The 17763-nt window shown below is 67.8% G+C and carries 15 protein-coding genes; 8 read left to right on the top strand and 7 right to left on the bottom strand.

Annotated elements, in window-relative coordinates; all coding sequences use genetic code 11:
• Positions 1 to 204: 204 nt before the first annotated feature.
• Positions 205 to 1383, bottom strand: coding sequence for an MFS transporter (locus WBA97_RS22540; protein ID WP_424232877.1), 1179 nt, complete (start codon positions 1381 to 1383; stop codon positions 205 to 207).
• 169 nt (positions 1384 to 1552) lie between these two features.
• Here WBA97_RS22540 and WBA97_RS22535 point away from each other — a divergent pair, with 169 nt between their 5' ends.
• On the top strand, positions 1553 to 2416 hold the full coding sequence (locus tag WBA97_RS22535) for an exodeoxyribonuclease III (protein ID WP_424232876.1): 864 nt from the start codon (positions 1553 to 1555) through the stop codon (positions 2414 to 2416).
• Between the two features lie 47 nt (positions 2417 to 2463).
• Here WBA97_RS22535 and WBA97_RS22530 read toward each other — a convergent pair whose 3' ends face one another.
• Positions 2464 to 2874 carry a DUF3224 domain-containing protein gene (locus WBA97_RS22530; RefSeq protein ID WP_424232875.1) on the bottom strand — a complete coding sequence of 137 codons (411 nt, stop codon included), beginning with the start codon at positions 2872 to 2874 and terminating at the stop codon, positions 2464 to 2466.
• 68 nt (positions 2875 to 2942) lie between these two features.
• On the opposite strand from WBA97_RS22530, the gene WBA97_RS22525 reads away from it, so the two are divergent.
• Positions 2943 to 3380 (top strand): DUF3574 domain-containing protein, encoded by a 438-nt coding sequence (locus WBA97_RS22525; RefSeq protein WP_424232874.1) that lies wholly within the window; start codon positions 2943 to 2945, stop codon positions 3378 to 3380.
• Positions 3381 to 3410: 30 nt separating this feature from the next.
• Here the strand turns inward: WBA97_RS22525 and WBA97_RS22520 are convergent, their stop codons facing one another.
• The 3 genes from WBA97_RS22520 to WBA97_RS22510 all read right to left on the bottom strand — a co-directional run bounded on the left by WBA97_RS22520 (position 3411) and on the right by WBA97_RS22510 (position 4720).
• Positions 3411 to 3788, bottom strand: a complete 378-nt coding sequence (locus WBA97_RS22520; RefSeq protein WP_424232873.1) for a nitroreductase family deazaflavin-dependent oxidoreductase — start codon at positions 3786 to 3788, stop codon at positions 3411 to 3413.
• 166 nt (positions 3789 to 3954) lie between these two features.
• Positions 3955 to 4245, bottom strand: a complete 291-nt coding sequence (locus WBA97_RS22515) for a hypothetical protein (protein ID WP_424232872.1) — start codon at positions 4243 to 4245, stop codon at positions 3955 to 3957.
• 19 nt (positions 4246 to 4264) lie between these two features.
• Positions 4265 to 4720 (bottom strand): carboxymuconolactone decarboxylase family protein, encoded by a 456-nt coding sequence (locus WBA97_RS22510; protein WP_424232871.1) that lies wholly within the window; start codon positions 4718 to 4720, stop codon positions 4265 to 4267.
• A gap of 130 nt (positions 4721 to 4850) precedes the next feature.
• Between WBA97_RS22510 and WBA97_RS22505 the strand changes: the two genes are divergently transcribed.
• Positions 4851 to 5759 (top strand): LysR family transcriptional regulator, encoded by a 909-nt coding sequence (locus tag WBA97_RS22505; protein WP_424232870.1) that lies wholly within the window; start codon positions 4851 to 4853, stop codon positions 5757 to 5759.
• Positions 5760 to 5774: 15 nt separating this feature from the next.
• On the opposite strand, the gene WBA97_RS22500 is transcribed toward WBA97_RS22505, so the two are convergent.
• The gene (locus WBA97_RS22500; RefSeq protein WP_424232869.1) at positions 5775 to 7346 is read right to left on the bottom strand and encodes a protein kinase domain-containing protein; all 1572 of its coding nucleotides are present in this window, start codon (positions 7344 to 7346) and stop codon (positions 5775 to 5777) included.
• Between the two features lie 411 nt (positions 7347 to 7757).
• Here WBA97_RS22500 and WBA97_RS22495 point away from each other — a divergent pair, with 411 nt between their 5' ends.
• Positions 7758 to 8408: a hypothetical protein gene (locus WBA97_RS22495; protein ID WP_424232868.1), complete on the top strand. Its 651-nt coding sequence runs from the start codon at positions 7758 to 7760 to the stop codon at positions 8406 to 8408.
• Between the two features lie 56 nt (positions 8409 to 8464).
• Entirely contained in the window at positions 8465 to 10207 is a 1743-nt protein-coding gene (locus WBA97_RS22490; RefSeq protein ID WP_424232867.1) for a hypothetical protein, read from the top strand.
• A 15-nt stretch (positions 10208 to 10222) separates the two neighbouring features.
• On the opposite strand, the gene WBA97_RS22485 is transcribed toward WBA97_RS22490, so the two are convergent.
• Positions 10223 to 10795 carry a toll/interleukin-1 receptor domain-containing protein gene (locus tag WBA97_RS22485; RefSeq protein WP_424232866.1) on the bottom strand — a complete coding sequence of 191 codons (573 nt, stop codon included), beginning with the start codon at positions 10793 to 10795 and terminating at the stop codon, positions 10223 to 10225.
• A 279-nt stretch (positions 10796 to 11074) separates the two neighbouring features.
• Here WBA97_RS22485 and WBA97_RS22480 point away from each other — a divergent pair, with 279 nt between their 5' ends.
• The 3 genes from WBA97_RS22480 to fxsT are packed head-to-tail and all read left to right on the top strand — an operon-like array spanning position 11075 to position 17673.
• Positions 11075 to 12550: an effector-associated domain 2-containing protein gene (locus tag WBA97_RS22480; RefSeq protein ID WP_424232865.1), complete on the top strand. Its 1476-nt coding sequence runs from the start codon at positions 11075 to 11077 to the stop codon at positions 12548 to 12550.
• Positions 12547 to 13566, top strand: coding sequence for an AAA family ATPase (locus WBA97_RS22475; RefSeq protein WP_424232864.1), 1020 nt, complete (start codon positions 12547 to 12549; stop codon positions 13564 to 13566). Before WBA97_RS22480 ends, WBA97_RS22475 begins: the two co-directional genes overlap by 4 nt.
• A gap of 3 nt (positions 13567 to 13569) precedes the next feature.
• Positions 13570 to 17673 (top strand): FxSxx-COOH system tetratricopeptide repeat protein, encoded by a 4104-nt coding sequence (gene fxsT / locus WBA97_RS22470; RefSeq protein WP_424232863.1) that lies wholly within the window; start codon positions 13570 to 13572, stop codon positions 17671 to 17673.
• Positions 17674 to 17763: the final 90 nt, after the last annotated feature.

Here is a 17763-nt window from a genome sequence, read left to right as displayed (position 1 = left end):
GACCTCCGCTTCCACGACGAGTACTAAAACCCGCGAGTCCACGGTTCAGAACCCGCGAGTCCACGGTTCAGAACCCGCGAGTCCACGGTTCAGAACCCGCGAGTCCACGGTTCGGGACCCGCGAGTCCACGGTTCGGGACCCGCGAGTCTGCGGTTCGGGACCTCGGACTGAAACCGCGGCGCCTGCCGCGCTGCGGGACCGGATCACGACGTCGGTGGCTGCGCTGACTCGGACGTATTCACCCGGCTGAAGGACCGCAGAAGAGGCAACGTCAACAGGCTCAGCACAGCGAGCAACAGGAACGCGAGCAGCGGCTCGCCGACGAGCACCCCGACCGCGGCCGCGACGACCAGCCCGCCGAGGTTGCCCGCGAGCCACATCAGCCCGGCGGCCGTGCCCTCGCTGCGACCGGCCCGCCGCTCGGTCAGCTCCAGGACGATCGGCAGCGCCGGCAGCAGCCCGAACCCGATCAGCGCCAGCGCCACGAACCCGGTCACCACCCCCGGCACGAGCGCCAGCACCACGCACGCGACGGCCGTGACCAGCAACGACGTGGTCAACACGGCCAGCTCACGCCCCCGGCGGCTCGCCCAGACCGGCACCACGGCACACCCGACCACCCCGGCCACCACGTTCGCGATGAGGATCAGCCCGGCCGTCTCCTCCGGCACACCGGCGGGCTCGAGCAGCGGCTGCGCGAACGTCGACATGGCGACGAACACCCCGAACGGCACGAACACCAGCGCGCACAGCCGCCGGATGAACGGGTCGCCCCACGCGATCCGCAACGCACCCAGCCCGGCGGGAGCCGTCTCGGTCCGGTGCTCGGCGGGTGTCCGCAGGACCGACAGCACGGCGACCGCCGCGACGACCGCCAGCACCGCCTGCACCAGCAGCAGGGTGGGGATGTCCTCGGTGAACACGGCCCCAAGCCCGAACCCGACGATCAGCCCGGCGAACGTGCTGGCCGACCCGATGGCGATGCCGGTCGACCGGTCCCGCTCGGCGAGGTAGCGCCCGGCGACCCCGGTGATGGCGTTGAGCACCAGCGGCTGCGCGACGGCCACGACAAGCTGACCGGCCAGCGCGAACGCATAGGTGTCGCCCAGGATCCGGATGATCGCGCCCGCGGCGGTGAGCAGCGCCCCGGCGGCGAGCCCGCCGCGGAACCGCCGGTCGAGCACGATCCCGGCCGGGATCGCGAGCACCACGTAGAGCAGCGGGAACACGTTGGCGAGCCAGCCGATGGCCCCGTCGCCGACGTCGTAGTACCGGCCCGCCGCGTCGGTGACGGGCGCGAAGGTGACCCACAGGACCTGCGTAACGGCCCCGAGGAGCGCGAACACCACGATCATGGACCACCGGCTGCGTGGCTCGTTCAAGTTTCCGTCCTCGGTGTCGAACCCGGCCGCCGGTCATCCGACGTGTTGCTGAGCATCACCGACACCACCGAGGAGATCAAGACGTAAGCCGAGGTCAACGGCCTGAGGACGCACAGGGACGAACGCGCGGCGCGGCGAATTGTCGGTGGCTGGGTCTAGGTTCTGTGGCGTGCGAGTGACGACATGGAACGTGAACTCCGTCAAGCAGCGGATGCCGAGGCTGCTGCCCTGGCTGGACCAGCGGCAGCCGGACGTGGTGTGCCTGCAGGAGACCAAGGTGGCGGGCGAGGCGTTCGGCGAGCTGCTCAGCGCGCCACTTGCTGAGCGCGGGTACGAGTTCGCGGTGGCGGGCGAGCCCGGGTGGAACGGTGTGGCGATCCTGTCGAAGGTCGGCCTCGACGACGTGACGGTCGGGATGGCGGGCGCACCCGGGTTCCCGCACCAGGAGGCACGGGCGGTCGCGGCGACCTGTGGCGGGGTGCGGGTGCACTCGCTGTACGTGCCGAACGGGCGGGAGCCGGACTCCGACCACTATCGGTACAAGCTGGCATGGCTGGCGGCGCTGCGCGAGGTGGTGTCCTCGGGGCCGGACGCGGTGATGCTGTGCGGTGACATGAACATCGCGCCGGCGGACGCGGACGTGTTCGACCCGGCGGCCTACGTCGGCCAGACGCACGTCACGGCGCCGGAGCGGGCCGCGCTGGCGTCGCTGGTCGACCTTGGCTTACGTGACGTGGTGCGGGACCGGTGGCCCGCCGAGCGGGTCTTCACCTACTGGGACTACCGCGCGGGCATGTTCCACCAGAACCTGGGCATGCGCATCGACCTGGTGCTCGCATCCGATCCGCTGGCGGGCCGGGTGCGGGCGGCGTGGGTGGACCGGCACGCCCGCAAGGGCACGGGCCCGAGCGACCACGCGCCGGTGATGGTCGACCTGGACGAGGCGCCGGACGGGGATATCGGCCCGATGGTGCCGCCGCCGTCGGCCGCCCGGCCGAGGAAGGGACCGGTGAAGCTGCCGCAGTCGAAGTGAGTGGCGCACCCGAGCGGCTCGGGTGTCGACGATGACCTGGCGCGGCGCTACTTCCCGAGTGTGTAGTCGAACCAGACCCGGTGTGTGCCGTCCGCGCCGACGGTGAGCCCACCGGACCCGCCGATGCCGGTGAGCCCGCCGGTCCCGCTGCCGGGGACGATCACGAAGGCCTCGTCGACCCGGTCGCCGCCGAGGGTGGACGCGAGGTGCGCGAAGTTGAACGTGCCCGCGACGCCGTCGAGGGACCCGTCGAAGGACTCCATGGCCACATAGGTGCCGATACCGGTGGCCTGGTCGTATGCGGCGGTGAAGTAGGTGGCCGACCGCCCGTCCACCTTGCCTGCGTACCGCTTCTCCATGGTCGCGATCCCGACCTCGGTGCCGGTGCGCACCTCGAACGCGGGCGTGGTGTCGATGGCGGTGAACTCGTGCGTGGTGAAGGTGCCTTCTGCTCTCACGGACAAGACAGTAACCGCCGGGTGGGACACACTGTGCGAAGTCACCGGGCGCGGCTTGGATGTCTTCCATGACGACACGACGCACCGCGGTTGCCGGGATGCTGGCCGCACTGTTCCTCGGTTTGACAGCAGCAGGCGCGACGACGACGGCGGCCTCGGACGCAAGGGGCGCGGCCTCGCCCGCCCCCACACCGGGCGAGGCCTACAAGCGCACGGAGCTGTACTTCGGCGGCAGCCTCCAGGACGGCACCCCCATCACCCCGGCCGAGTTCGAGCTGTTCCTGGACAAGGAGGTCACCCCCGCGTTCCCGGACGGCCTCACGTGGCTCGAGGCACATGGCCAGTGGTTGGGCGGCAAGGAGGACTCGTACGTCCTGATCATCCTGTACCCGTTCAGCGACCGGCACGCGAACCGCGAACTGGAGGAAATCCGCACCGACTACAAGGAACAGTTCGACCAGCAGTCAGTCCTACGCACCGACAGCGTCGAACGAGTGTCCTTTTAGGCCACCAGCGGTACCCGTACCGCACAATGCTCACCGCGGGGTGAGCCGGATGACCGGGTACTTCCGCTCGGACTTGCTCTGGTACTTGGCCAGACGGGGCTGTGCGGCGGCGATGCGCTGCCATGCCTCCTCGCGGTCGGCACCGTCGAGCACGTGCGGCGCCACCTGGACGGCGTCCCCGCCGGGCAGTTCGATCGACGCCCGGCCGGGGTGCGCCATCAGGTTGGCGTGCCAGTCCGGGTGCCTGCTCCCGCCGCCGGACGCGACGATCAGCCTGGTGTCGTCACCATCGGCGAACCACGCCACCGGCGTCTCCCTCGACTGCCCGGACCGGCGACCGACCGTGTTCAGGATCAGTACGTCCATGCCCATGAACTCGCCGCGGCCACGCCGGATCTTGCGAGCCATGCGGGCGTTCATCTTTCTGCTGCATCCACCGGGAGAAAGGCCCTGCCTTCGGTTTGTCTGTCATGTCGACCTCCGCATGATGTCCGTGGCGTCACGCTAGGGGGTGCCGGGTGCGGGTGCTTCTCGATTCCTGATCGGTCCGAGGAGCCCCGCACCGCGGCGGGGACTACCGCTGGTCGAGCACCTCACCGTCCACAACGGAGTGGCCGGTGGTCAGGGCCATGGTCGCGCCGACCAGCGGGAAGTTCTGCGCCGCCGCTGCCGCGTCCCGCATCGCCTCGGCCGACTCCCAGCGCCAGATGTCGAGGTAGGACCCGTCGTCCTGGCGGATCAGCGTGGCCTCGGTGAACGCCGGGTTCGCCGACCGGATGCCCTGGATCAACGTCGAGCGCTGTTCGAGCAGCGAGGCCAGCTTGCCGGTCTCGACGGTGTAGTGGTGTGTTCGTACGACTGCCATGAGTAGCACCGTTTCTCTCTCAGCCCCAGGCGCCGGCGATCTGCCGGGTGGACGCGTTCAGGCGGTTGAACAGGTTCGTCGTGGCGATGTAGAGGACGAGCGCGGCCAGCCCGGGCTCGTCGTAGTGCTTGGCGGCCTCGTCCCACACGTCGTCCGGCACGGGGTCGGACCGGTCGGCCAGGCGGGTCACGTTCTCGGCCAGGGCCAGCGCGGCCCGCTCGGCGTCGGTGAAGTACGGCATCTCCCGCCAGGCCGCCACGGCGTGCAGCCGCTCGTCGGTCTCACCGTGCTTCTTGGCGGTCTTGACGCCACCGTCCACACAGGGGCTGCAGCCGTTGATCTGGCTGGCACGCAGGTGCACGAGCCCGAGCGTGGTCTCCGGCACGTCGGTCTTCTGGATCGACTTGGTCAGCCCGAAGATCGCGGTCATCGCACCGTCGACGAGCTGGGCGGGGTTCTGGATCCGAGGTTGCATCGTTGTGCTCCTAGCCGGTCTGAGCTGGTGTTCTGTCTGACTCAAACCCTGCCGCCGGGCGCACCGGCGAACAACGAGCAGTCACGAAACGCCGGTTGCGCCCTCGGTTAACGATGACGACGATGGCGACGTGGAGCTACGTGACATCGAGATCTTCCTGACCCTCGCCGACGAGCTGCACTTCGGCCGCACCGCGGAGAAGCTGCACATCTCCCCACCCCGCGTGAGCCAGGCGATCGCCAAGCAGGAACGGCGGATCGGCGCGCCGCTGTTCGAGCGCACCAGCCGCAAGGTCACGCTCACCCCGCTCGGCGAACAGCTCCGGGACGACCTGCTGGCGGGCTACCGGCGGATCCTCGACGGCGTGGAGTCCGCGCGCGACTCCGCCCGCGGCGGGCGGGAGGTGCTGACGTTCGGCGTGCTGGGCCCGATGTGGCAGGAGATCTCCCCCATCACCGCGCTCTTCCGAAGCCGGCACCCGGACGTCGACCTGCGGATGCGCGAGGTGAGGATCGACGACCCGTTCGCACTGCTCCGCGAACGGGAGGTCGACATCGCCCTCCTCTGGCTACCGGTCGAGGAAGCGGACCTCACGGTCGGCCCGGTGGCGTTCACCGAACCGATCGTGCTCGCGGTCGGCCGTGCTCACCCACTGGCCACCCGCTCGTCGGTCGCCCTCGACGAGCTTTCCGCGCACACCGTCCTGCCGTCCGGCCTGCCGATCCCCGACTACTGGGAGTCGGCGGTGAGCCCGGTCCGGGACCCCGGCCCGGCGCCGCGGTCCCGCGAGGAGGTGATGTGGGCCGTGACGTCCGGGGACGGGGTCGCCTTCGCGTGTGCGCAGGGCATCAAGTACCTGGAACGCGCCGACGTGGTCTACGTCCCGATCGACGAACGCCCGACGATGAGCTGGGGCCTGGTGCGCCGCGCGGGCCGCCCGGCCCGCCTGGCCGACGAGTTCTCCCGGACAGCGGCCGAGCTGGGCCCACTGGACCTGGCGGTCACGCTCGAACCAGCCGGGCTACGCCGCGTCGGCTGACGGCAGGCACGCCGCTCAGGTGGGTGCGACCCAGAGTTGGTTGGCCTGACCGTGGCAGGTCCAGATGGTCAGCTGGGTGCCGTCGGTGGTCACGCTGGCGGGAACGTCGAGGCACTTGTTGGACTGGACGTTGACGATCAAGCCCTGAGGGGTGGCGGACCACAGCTGGGCCCCGGTGCCGTTGCAGTCGGAGATCTGGACCTTCGCGCCGTCGGTGGTGCCGCCGCCGACCACGTCGAGGCACTTGCCGAGACCCTGCACGGTGCCGTCCGGGGAGAACACCCACTGCTGGGCGTTCGTCGCGTTGCAGGTCTGGAGGTTGACGGGGGTGCCGGTGGCGGCGCTGGCACCCGCGATGTCCACACACTTCTGAGCCAGCCCGGAGATCTGACCGAACAGGGCCTGCTGAGTCGTGGTGGTCGTGGTCGGGATCGTGGTGGTGGTCGTGGTCGTGGTCGTGGTGGTCGGGGCGGCCGACGAGGTCTCCTGCTGGCTCGCCCTGATCGGCCGGTCGGGCGTGAGTGCGTTGAACATGACGATGGCGAACACGATGGTCAGCACGACCGCCGCGCCGGAAACGACCGCCCACGTGTCCGGTCTCCAACCCTCGGCATCAGGCTTGGCCCGGCGAGGCGAACTCGTTCTCCTCGGCGGTGGCGCTGGGGCGATGACGACAGGAGCGATGTGCGTGGTCGGCGCGTCGACATGGGTCCGACCAGCGCCGACCGGGGAGCCGAGTAGCCGCGCGACCTCGGCGTTCTGCTCGGAGATCATCGACCGCACCAGCGCAGGCCATGGGTGCGTACCGGGCGGAATCGGCCCGATCATCGCACGTAATCGCTCCAGCGTCGGACGTTGGAGCGGTTCCTTGACAAGGCAGGCGGCCATCAACTGGCGGACACGCGATGGCAACGACGGGGACAGTTCCGGCTGAGCGGCCACCACCAGCGCCAACGTCTCAGCCCGGGTCGCCCCCGCGAACGGACTACGCCCCGTGGCGGCCAGGTGCAGCACCACGCCGAGCGAGAAGATGTCGCTGGCCGCCGTCACCGGCTGCCCACTCGCCTGCTCAGGCGACATGAACTCGGGGGCCCCGACCACCTGGCTGACGTCGCGGTCAAGCGCCCTGGCGACGCCGAAGTCGAGCACGCGCACGCTGTCCCCGGTGAGCCGCACGTTCACCGGCGTCAGGTCCCGGTGCACAAGACCGGCCCGGTGGGTCCCGGTCAACGCGCCGACCAGCCCGGCCGCCAACAGCAGTAACGCGTCGTCGCCGAGCAGGACACCGCGCTCGATCAGCTCACGCAGCGATGGCCCTGGCACGAACTCCGAAGCCAGCCAGGTCCCAGCCGGATCGGCATCCACGACCTGGGCACCAGGCACGTTGCGCAACGCCGCCACCTCGCGAGCCAACCGCTGCCCGAACCCGCCATCGGCGGCCAGGTGTGCGTTGACCAGCTTGATCGCGACCAGCCGACCGTCCGGGCCGGTACCCAGCAGCACCGGGCCCATCTCGTCGGAGTCAAGCCCGGCAAGCAACCGGTACGGCCCGACGTGCCTCGGGTCCGAGTCCCCGAGTGACCTCACGCTCGACCTCCTACAGTAAGCCGCCCACGCAGGGAGCCTGCCACAATCGATGAACACAGATCAGAGCAGGACGCGGCCCAGTGCCCCGTCAAGGTGAAGTGGGGCACTGGGTCAGCCGGCAGGCCAGGTCAGGTCCGCGCCCTTGATCGACTGGTTCGTCTCGGGCACCTCCTCCTTCGCGCGCCGGCCGACCACCAAGGCCACTGAGGAGTGTCCAGAATTTGTCCATAAACCCGCTGTGGGTGATATTTCGGATTTACGAAACGATTTGTGGCGCGCTGGCGACCCCTGCGGTGTGAGGCCCGTGCCGCGAAATGCGCGGCTCGGAAGATCTCCGCGAACCCTTGAATTCCGGGAGCCGCAGTGAATCCGCAACCGAGTTCGCGCACGCTCGCACTCGCCGCCGCGGGTGTGGTCATCATGGTCTGCGGCGCGGTGGTGACCGTGCTGCTTCTCGTGCAGGATGTGCCGTCCGGCAATGCCGATTCGGTGGCCTCGGACTTCCCGTTCACCGCGGTGACGGAAACCTACGCCGGACCGGAGATCAATACCGAGACGGAAACCTTCGTCGAATCCGAGACCGACACGAGCGAGTATCCGACGGACGAGCCAACGGCAAGTTCACTGGACGGATTCCAGCAGGTCAGCGGACCGGGTGGCATGACGACCTATATTCCCAGTGGGTGGCCGACCAAAACCGCGACCGGTCCCGGCGCCATGCAGGCCGATGACCCGACAGGCGCGTCGATGATGCTGCGCTACGGCGGCTCCGCGACAGCGGAGCTGGATACCTACCAGGTCCATTCGACCTACGAACAGCAGTTCGCCGCGAATCGTGCCGGCTACTCCCGCCTCCGCCTCGACCAGTCGTCGGTGCGCGGGATGTCCGCCGTGGACTGGGAGTTCGAGTACGACCCCAAGGACGACGTTCGCCGTCACGTGCGGTCGGTCTACTGGCTTTCCCATGGCTACGAATACTTCGTCTACGTCTCCGCGCCTGTCGGCCAGTGGCCACAGGCCCAGGAGATCCTCGACGTCATGCTCGACAACGCGACTCCGTGAGGCCAACCATGACAACGCAGGGAACACCACCGCCAGTTGCTCCCGACGCGAGTCGCATGACGCACCACTACGGACCGGGCCGGGCCGTGCGATCGACCGAGGCGCGGGACGACACCACGCGCTATCTGTGCGCGGCGGCCCACCTGGACAAGGAGTTCGCCAACGAGGCGATCCGCGAGTTCCTGGTCGAGGAGACCCGCCCGGTGCCACCATCGGCCGGCATCGATGCCGGCGCCGTGCTGGGCGAGGCGGTGGCCGCCAGGACCCGACGCAAGCTCCGCGACATCGGCCTGATCGTGGTGCTGTTCGGGATGCTGTTCGTCGCTCCCCTCAACCTGCTGGCCATGTGGCTCGTGCTCGCCATCGCCTTCAGCGTGCCCGCCATGAAAGAGGCTCTGCGGAAACGAGGGCTACCGGCCAAGCCCGCGCTGTACGCGGTGGGAGGAGTCGTAGTCCTCGCCCTGGCCGTGATCATCTGGCCCGAGATCGACGAACTGCTGTCGGACGTATCGAGTTCCTTTGGCACTAGACCGTCCTACGAACCGGCGTCCTCCAGGGCCGAGGTGATCGTCGACATCGTTCTCACCGTGCTGGGTGTCGCGGCATTGCTCACCGTGTTGCTGGCCGACCGCCTCGTGGTGTGGAAGCACCTCAATGAGCGGTTCTGGCCCAGGCAGGTCACCGCCACGCTGGCACGGACCCACAACCGTGCGCTCTTCCAGTACAGTCCCGACCTTTTCCTGACCCAGCTCCGGCGCTTCGTCACTCCTCGGGCCACCGTCGCCGCGCCGCCGCCACACGAGCCCCCGGTGCCCACGCACGCCGAACCGGCACCGCTGCTCGTCTATCGGGACTACCTGCCGTTCGTCGGCGCGGGCAATCCAGAGGAACCGTGGTCGATCGCGGTGCCCCTGGAGCAACTCCCCGACGAGAGACCCTCGACCGAGCTGACCACTGACACGCTGTACGCCGGAATCCGGGCGGAGATCGAGTCGCTGCGCGGTGCGATCACGCTGTCGCCGGGCCAGCGGCTCAGGCATCTCGACATCGGCGAGCGGGTGATCGTCTCCGTGGACGAGCTCATCGATCACCTCGACGACCCGTCCTCCTCGGACTTCCTGCAGTATCCCGGGGTCGCCCCGTTCACCCTGCTTCGCCCAGAACGCGTGCAGTCGATCAAGGTCGAGCCGGTGGAATGGGCCAGGTACTACCAGTGCTACGAGATCGAGACGTGGGATCGCGATCTCGTGGTGTCGGTGTTCGTGCATGTCGCGGTCGGCGCCGGCGCCTTGTACGTCGAATGGACGCCGTGCGTCCTGCGGCCGATCAAGAAGGCGTACCGCGAGATCGACACGATGTCGCGCTCGTTGTCGCGGCCCCTCATGAGCGCGGTGGCCGACCTGCTTCGCCTGCCCGCCACGATACCGGCGCGATTCGCGCACACGATCTCGTTCATCAGGTCGGCACGCCAGCATGCCGGCGTGGTGGATCCCGACAGCTACGGCGTCGCGACGAGCCTGCGCGAACTGGCCGCGGCACAGGACGTGGACAACTATTTCCAGTTCTCCGACATCGATCGCTACCTGAAGATGATGGAGAGCCGACTGGTTCTGGCGGTGAGCCGAATGATGCGGACCGCAGGCTACTCACCCGCCTCGTTCGACGAGCAGGCGGCGACGGTCGTCAACAACAACGTCACGATCGGCGGGAGCGTCGGCGGCAACTTTGTCGCAGGCGTGCGAAACAAGGTCGCCGAGCGCGCCGCGCCAGCACCGGACGCCGCGAACCGCCGCCGTTGACTCCGCGTCGCAGTCCTACGGGGCGGTCAGACGGTCGATCAGCCCTCGAACATCGGATTCGAAGCTCTGGTGCCGCACCTGCCAGCAGGTGGACAGGGTCAACGCCGTGATGTCGGCGGGCAGTTGACCGAAGTCCGGCAACGGCGTGCCGTCCAACAGCACGGGAACGACTGGGATGTCACGGTCGAACGCCATGCGAAGTTCGGTCCGCACCCAGTCATCGGGGTCGTCGAGACGACGTTGCCCGGCGCTGTCCCTGACATCCAGCCACGACGGCCCCACCACCGCCAGGACGATGTCGCATCGTTCCAGCGCACGCCTGATCTTCTTCGGATAAAGCTCACCCAACGCCAACGCGTCCCGGTCCCGAAAGACGTTCTCGGCCCCGAAAACCTTGGTCAGCTGGTCAGCGATGGCCGCCGCGGCGTAGACACTGTCGTCGATTCGGTAGCTGACGAACAACCTGGGCACGGCGGCCTTGTCAGCAGCGCGACCCTCCGACGACGGACCGATACTGTTGTGGTCGCCAATCACGAAGTTGCCTGCGACGTCGCCGCCAATGCTGACTTTGTTACCGCGGTCGGTCATCGCGCTACTCCAGTCGGTCTCTGCTGCGATATTACCCGGTCACCACGCAGTCAATGGACGTGTCGTCGGTGCCCGTCCGCCGCGACACGGTCGATCGGGATCAGTGTGTCGTCGATGACCACGTACCTCGCCCAGCGGCGCTGCCCGAGGGGAACTGACGTGCTGTCGGACGAAATCGTCCATGAAACGTCACGTTTTACTGGGCCGTCTGGCTGACAATGGTTGTCCGGGGCCTCAAGCTTGGGGTATCCCATGAGGTTCGGCACGGAGGGAGCGCGGGTGACAGCGTCGGGGGGTCAGAGCTACTCGGCGTCGCTGACCTTGCTCATCGACCGGCTGGAGCAGATCCCGTCGCTGCGTGACCCGGCGAGCAGGCGGTTATGCCTCGACCTGATGGTCGACCGCATCGGCTTCAGCCTCGTGGTCGAGGAGTTCCCCTCCACCCGCACGCACCTGATCGCCATCGTCCAGGCGTGCAGGCGCCACCCGCGCGCCCTCGGCGCGTTCATGGACGCCGTCGAGCAGATGGAACCGAACTCGATCCCCGTACAACAAGCACGCGGCGCGGTCGACGACATGACAGCGCTCGAACTGGTCGGCGAGGACGACCGCAAGGAACTGCTGACCTTCCTCGAAGAAGACCCCAGTGACCGGCTGACCGACTTCGTCCGTGCCGCGGCCGGTCCCGCCGCGGTGCTCGTGGCCGACGAGCAGTATCCCGCGGAAGCGCTCGCCACACTCGAACAGCTGAACGCGGGCCCGGACGAGGTGCCACCGCTGTTGTTCTTCGTCGAACTGCTCGCCGCCTACCTCGACGACCATCGCGGGGAGCGGCTGCGGGGCTGGAACGACCGCCAGGCAGGGCGCGCCGGACTGACCGATCAGCTGCGGAAGATCCGGCAGAGCCAGCTGCGGGAACCGACGCCGTTACGGGAGGCGATCGCCTACATCGTGATCCGGATCGAACCGGACCACCTCGATGGCGACCTGTTCTCGGTCACACACTGGCGGCAGAACAACCCCGACGAATGGCGGCCGCAGCGCGGCGGGACCGTCACCGGCGACCTGACCGTGGTGCGGCAATACGTGTCCTCGCTGGTCGACGACGCGGAATCGGGCTGGGCAAGGCTGGCGAAGACGATCCGGATCGAGTTCGTCCTCCCTTTTTCGCTGATCAGTCTTCCGGTCGACCAGTGGGAGGTGGACGTCGACAGCCCGGTACCGCGCACGCTGGGCGTCCACTACCAGTTGGTGGTACGCAGCCTCGACCGGGCACGGTCACCGAAATGGCATCGCGAATGGCGGCGCCGGTGGGAAGCCCTCACCACGGCGTCGGACGAGTCCGGCACCTTCGAAGAACACTGGCTGTGGAGTGATGTGGCCAAAGCACGCCAGCTCACCGCCCTGGACGCGAAACTGGCGGTCAGCAAGGACGTGGTGGCACTGGTCCTGCGTTCCGCGCCGGATGAGGAGCAGCCCGGTGAGGTCGTCGTCGGCCTGCGTGCCGGGGTGCCCGTGATGCTGTGGAGCCGCACGGACGGCGGCCGCGCGGCCTTCGAGGCCAAGTTCAAGGAGCTGCGGGACGCGCTGCCGAAACTGATCGAAAGCCTGCAACTGGTACGGAGTGAGGCAAAGCAGACCGCGCGCCCGAACGGGCACGTCGGCAGCCGGACGACCTTGCTCTGGGACGACCCCGATCGCCCCGTGGAGCCCGTCGACCCACCCGGCGCTCCCACCGAGGAGGTATCCCTATGACGTCCGCCGCCGAGTCGACCGCCTGGTGGATCTACCGCGGTCACGGCCTGCCGCCCGAGGGCGACGCGGAGATTCCCGAGCTGCCGGCGCCGCCCAGCTGGCGGACCTTCGACGGCGGGCCGCCGCTACCCATCCCGCCGGTATCGGACACCGAGTTCCTGCGGCGCATCGGAGTACCGTCGCCGATCGCGGCGAAGCAGGCATCCGTGCGGGAAATCCTGACCGTGAACGCCGCGCTCTACCTGCGGCGGCCGATTCTGGTCACGGGAAATCCGGGCACCGGTAAATCGAGTCTCGCGTACCGCATAGCCAGGGAGCTCGCACTGGGACCCGTTCTGCGGTGGTCGATCAGCAGCCGCACGATTTCCCGCGACGGTCTGTGGGAATACGACGCGATCGGGCGGGTGCAGGCTGCGGCGGCTGAGGAGAACGCCGGTGCCGGGGACTTCGTCCGGCTCGGTCCGCTCGGCACCGCACTACTGCCCTACGAACGGCCGCGCGTCCTCCTCATCGACGAGCTCGACAAGTCGGACATCCATCTGCCCAACGATCTTCTTGCGGTCTTCGAGGACGGGGAGTACGAGATCCAGCCTCTGAGCCGGATCGCGGCGACCCAGCCGGACGTCACCGTCTTCACGCACGATCGCGGTGGTCGCGCCACGGTGCGCGAAGGTCATGTGCGCTGCCGGTCATTCCCGGTCGTGGTGGTCACGAGCAACGGGGAACGTGATTTCCCCCCGGCCTTTCTCCGTCGTTGTCTGCGACTGGAGATGCCCCAGCCGGACCTCGAGCAGTTGGTCGGTATGGTGGCAGCCCATTTCCGTGAGGTACCTCAGAGGGGGCAGGACCTCATTCGGGAGTTCCTCACGATCAGCGAGCGGGAGGGTGGTCTGGCCAATGACCAGCTGCTCAACGCGATGCACCTGGCGACCTCCAACGCCTACCAGCAGGATGAGAACTGGGAGCTGTTGCGAAACACGCTGTGGCAGCGACTCATTGTGAGTGGGATGGACTGACGGATGACCGATGCCGCCGACCGCCTCAGCACACGTGAGCTGAGCGCGGACGAAGTGTCCGACGCGGTGTGGCTTGCCGCGCGGATATCGGCGGCCGCGTCCGAATCGCGCACCGACGGCACCGCACCCCTCACTCCGCCCGCACCGGAAACCCGTTCCCAGCCACCCACGCATACGTCACCACCGCGAACGCCTCCCGACGTCGAGGAACCACCTCCGGCGTACGCGGTGCTCGCCAGGGGTGTCCAACTGAATTCCCTCGAAGAACGGCAAAGTCCGCCGTCATCGGCACCGGCGCCCCCTACCCGTTCGCTGCTGCCCGATCTGCCCGCCGGGCTGTCGAAGGCACTGCGCCCCGCGCAACGTCAGGTCCCGTCCCGGCTCGACGTCGAGCTTGACGAGGAGGAGACGGCCGTCGCCGCCGCGGAATCGGGTCGCTGGCTCCCCGTCCATCGCGCCACGAACGTCCAGCCGTACGAGGTTCTCCTCGTGATCGATCGCAGCCTGTCGATGGAGATCTGGACGCGGACAGCGACCGCGTTCCGGCATCTGATCGAGCGGCAGGGCGCGTTCTCCGATGTGACCACGGTTTACGTTGACACGGACGACAAGCACGTCACCTCGTTGCGGACCGGGGCGGGTGCGGCGTGCACGCCGGCACGGTTCGCGGATCCGACCGGGCGAAAACTGATCCTGGTGATCTCCGATGGCGTTGGAAATGCGTGGCGGACCGGCTCGATGTTCTCGGTCATGGCAAGGTGGGCACGAACCTGTCACGTCGCCTTCGTCCATGTGCTGCCCGTCGACAAGTGGGATTGGACCGGCGTTCGAGTCGAGCCAAGGAAACTTCGGGGAATGCCGCCCGTCACGACCAACGGAATTCCGGTGCTTGCGCTCGAGGCGCGTTATCTCCGGCGTTGGGCCGAATTGGTGGCCGGCGCGAACGAGGTCCGGTTGCCGGTACTGGTGCCACCGGCCGACGAGGACGAGATTCCCGTCCCCGACGACACGCCCGCGGTCGACCGGCTTGAGCGGTTCTGGTCGACCGCCTCCCCGGAAGGGGCACGCCTCGCGGGGCTGCTGGCCGCGGCGCCCCTGAACAGATCGGTCATCCGGGCTATCCATGGCACGTTGTTGCCCAGTTCCGACACCTGGAACCTCGCCGAGGTGTTCTTGAGCGGCCTGATACGCCGAGTGACTTCGTCACACGAAAGTGTCGCCACGTCGGTTGAATTCGACTTCCGAAGTGGCGTCCGAAGACGTCTGCTCGCTACGGTGACCCGGGACGAGACCGCCCACGTTCAGCGGGTTGTGGAAGACGTGCTCGGACGCGACGAGCCCAGCCTTTCGGACTTGAGGAACGTAATTGCCCAACCGGATCGAATTACCTTGCCGAAAGTCACTGAGCGAAACGCGCCACTTCTCGCGGTGATGCGAGATGTGCTGCTTGCATTGTCCGGACCGTACAGACGCCAAGCTCATCACCTCACCGCCGCACTGAAGGGCGCGGGCAAGGTGATAGCTTTCGGGCCCGATGTCAAACCTACTCTATCACCAGGGGTGCCCGTGACAACGCTAAGTTCGGAAACCGGCACCGAACTCCCCCGGTCCCACAAGCGTCAACCGTCAGTGTGGGGCGGCGTTCCGCTCCGTAACGTCAACTTCATCGGCCGCAAGGACCTGCTGGACGCTTTGCACGCCACTCTGGCCAAGTCCACGAGGATCTCGGTTTTACCACATGCCCTGCAAGGTATGGGCGGTATCGGGAAATCGCAGATCGCGGTCGAGTTCGTTTACCGGTATGCGGCGGAATACGATCTGGTCTGGTGGATTCCGTCCGAGAACCTCTCGGAGATCCAGGCCTCGCTGGTCAAACTCGCGCAACGTCTCGAACTCCCCGTCGAAATGTCGATCGACACCGCGGTGCCCGCCGTGCTCGACGCGCTGAGCACCGACACGCACCGCCGCTGGCTGCTGGTGTTCGACAACGCCGACGACCCAGCCGACGTCCGTGACTTCTGGCCGCGCCGGGGCGAGGGCCACATCATCGTGACCTCGCGGAACTCGCAGTGGGCCGAGGTCGCGCAGACCGTCGAGGTCGACGTCTTCCGTCGTGCGGAGAGCCGCGAACTGTTGCAGCGCCGCAATAACGACCTCCTCAATGAGGACGCCGACCGCCTCGCCGCCGTGCTCGGCGACCTGCCGCTCGCCATCGAGCAGGCGGCCGCCTGGCGGGCAGAGACCGGCATGGCGGTGGACGAGTACCTGCGGCTGTTCGAGGACAAGCGCGCCGAACTGCTCGAATCGCGGGCTCCCGCCGACTACGACGTCGCCGTCGAGGCCGCGTGGAACGTCTCGCTGGACAGGTTGCGCGAGGAGAACCCCGGCGCGCTGGAACTGCTCGAGGTGTGTGCGTTCTTCTCACCGGAGCCTATTTCCAAGGACCTTTTCTCCGGCGCGCAGAACATTCCGGTCTCCGAGGATCTCGAGCAGATCCTCGCGGACCCGATCGTGCTGGCGCGGGCCATCCGGGAAATCAACCGGTACAGCCTGGCCAAGATCGACCACCGCACCAACACTCTGACTCTGCATCGCCTGGTTCAGTTGGTGTTGCGCAACAAACTCAACCCGGAGCAGCAGGAACGCGTGCGGCACACCGCGCACCTGCTGCTCGCCAACAAGGACCCTCGGTCGCCGGACAACGTCGAGAACTGGGACACCTACGGCGCGCTGCTGCCGCACATCCGTGCCGCCAACGCCCGTGACTGCACCGACAAATGGGTACGAAAGCTCGCGATCAACGCCGTCAACTACCTGTTCGCGTTCGGTGACCCGGCCGGTGCGCTCGACATGGCGAAATCGCACGCCAAGTACTGGCACGAGAAGCTCGGCGAGAAGCACCGGGACACCCTGGTGATCTCGCGATGGTGGGGGCGCACACTGCGCGCGCTCGGGCGGTACGACGAGAGTCGGGTCGTCGCGGAACGCACCCTTGACTTCATGCGGGAGACGCTGGGCGCCACGCACGAGGAAACGTTGCTGACCATGCACGGCGTCGCGTCGGACCTGCGCGCGAAGGGCGATTTCCAGCGTGCCAAGGAAGTGAACGAGTTCGCCTATCAGGCCGCACTGGAGAGGTTCGGCGAAGAAGACCCTGACACGCTGGCCGCCGCCAACAACTACGCGCTCAGCCTGCGTCTCGTCGGCGACTTCGTGGGTGCGCGCGACCTAGACGAACAGACCTGGCGCCACAAGCAGTCCGTGCTCGGCGCGGATCACCGGCACACGTTGCTGACGCTGGACAACTGGTCGGTCGACCTCCGCGAGACCGGCGACTACCTGGGTGCACGCAGCGAGCAGGAAGACACCGTGCGCCGGATGCGCGCTCAGTTGAGTGACCGGCACCCGATGACGCTGTCCGCGATCAAGAACCTCGCCATCGCGTACCGCAAGGCAGGCGACCACGCCAACCGCAAGTCGCTGAACCTGGCCACCGAGGCGTCCGAGGCACTGACCGCCAAGTACGGCGAGAAACACCCGGACACAATGTCCGCGCTGATGGAGCTGTCCATCGAGCACCGCCAGGACGGCAACCTCATCGAGGCACGGCGGATCGGCGAGCACGTCAAGGATCTCTACGAGCAGACATGGGGCCACAAGCACCCGTTCAGCTCCGCGGCGGCCACCAACCTCGCGGTGACGTTGCGACTGCTCGGCATGGTCGACCAGGCGCGGGCCCTCAACGAGCAGGCACTGACCGACATGCGTGAGTCCCTGGGGGTCGACCACCCGTTCACCCTGGTCTGCGCGACCAACCTGGCCAGCGACCTCGCCGCCTCCGACCAGGTCGACGCCGCGTACGCGCTCAACCAGGAGACACTGGAGCGGTCGAACCGCGTCCTCGGCGAGGACCACCCGTCATCGCTGGCGTTGCAGGTCAACCTCGCTCTGGACCTGCGTGGCCTGAACCGGAACGACGAGGCCGCCACCACGCAGCACCGCGCCGTCGAACGGCTGCGCGGGGTACTCGGGCCCAAGCACCCCGCGACCAACAACGCCCAGTTCAACCACCGCGCCAACTGCGACATCGACCCCATGCAGATTTAGACCTGGTCTCAAAACTCGGCGTGTCGCTAGGTGAACCAACGGCCCGCCCCTGGCTCCGCACCGCCCGCCTGTGGGCCCGGCCCGACGGAC

Origin of the sequence: Actinophytocola sp. (assembly GCF_049647105.1) — a bacterium.
In the GTDB taxonomy this organism is placed as follows: Bacteria; Actinomycetota; Actinomycetes; order Mycobacteriales; family Pseudonocardiaceae; genus Actinophytocola.
This window is presented reverse-complemented; position numbering and strand designations above follow the sequence as displayed.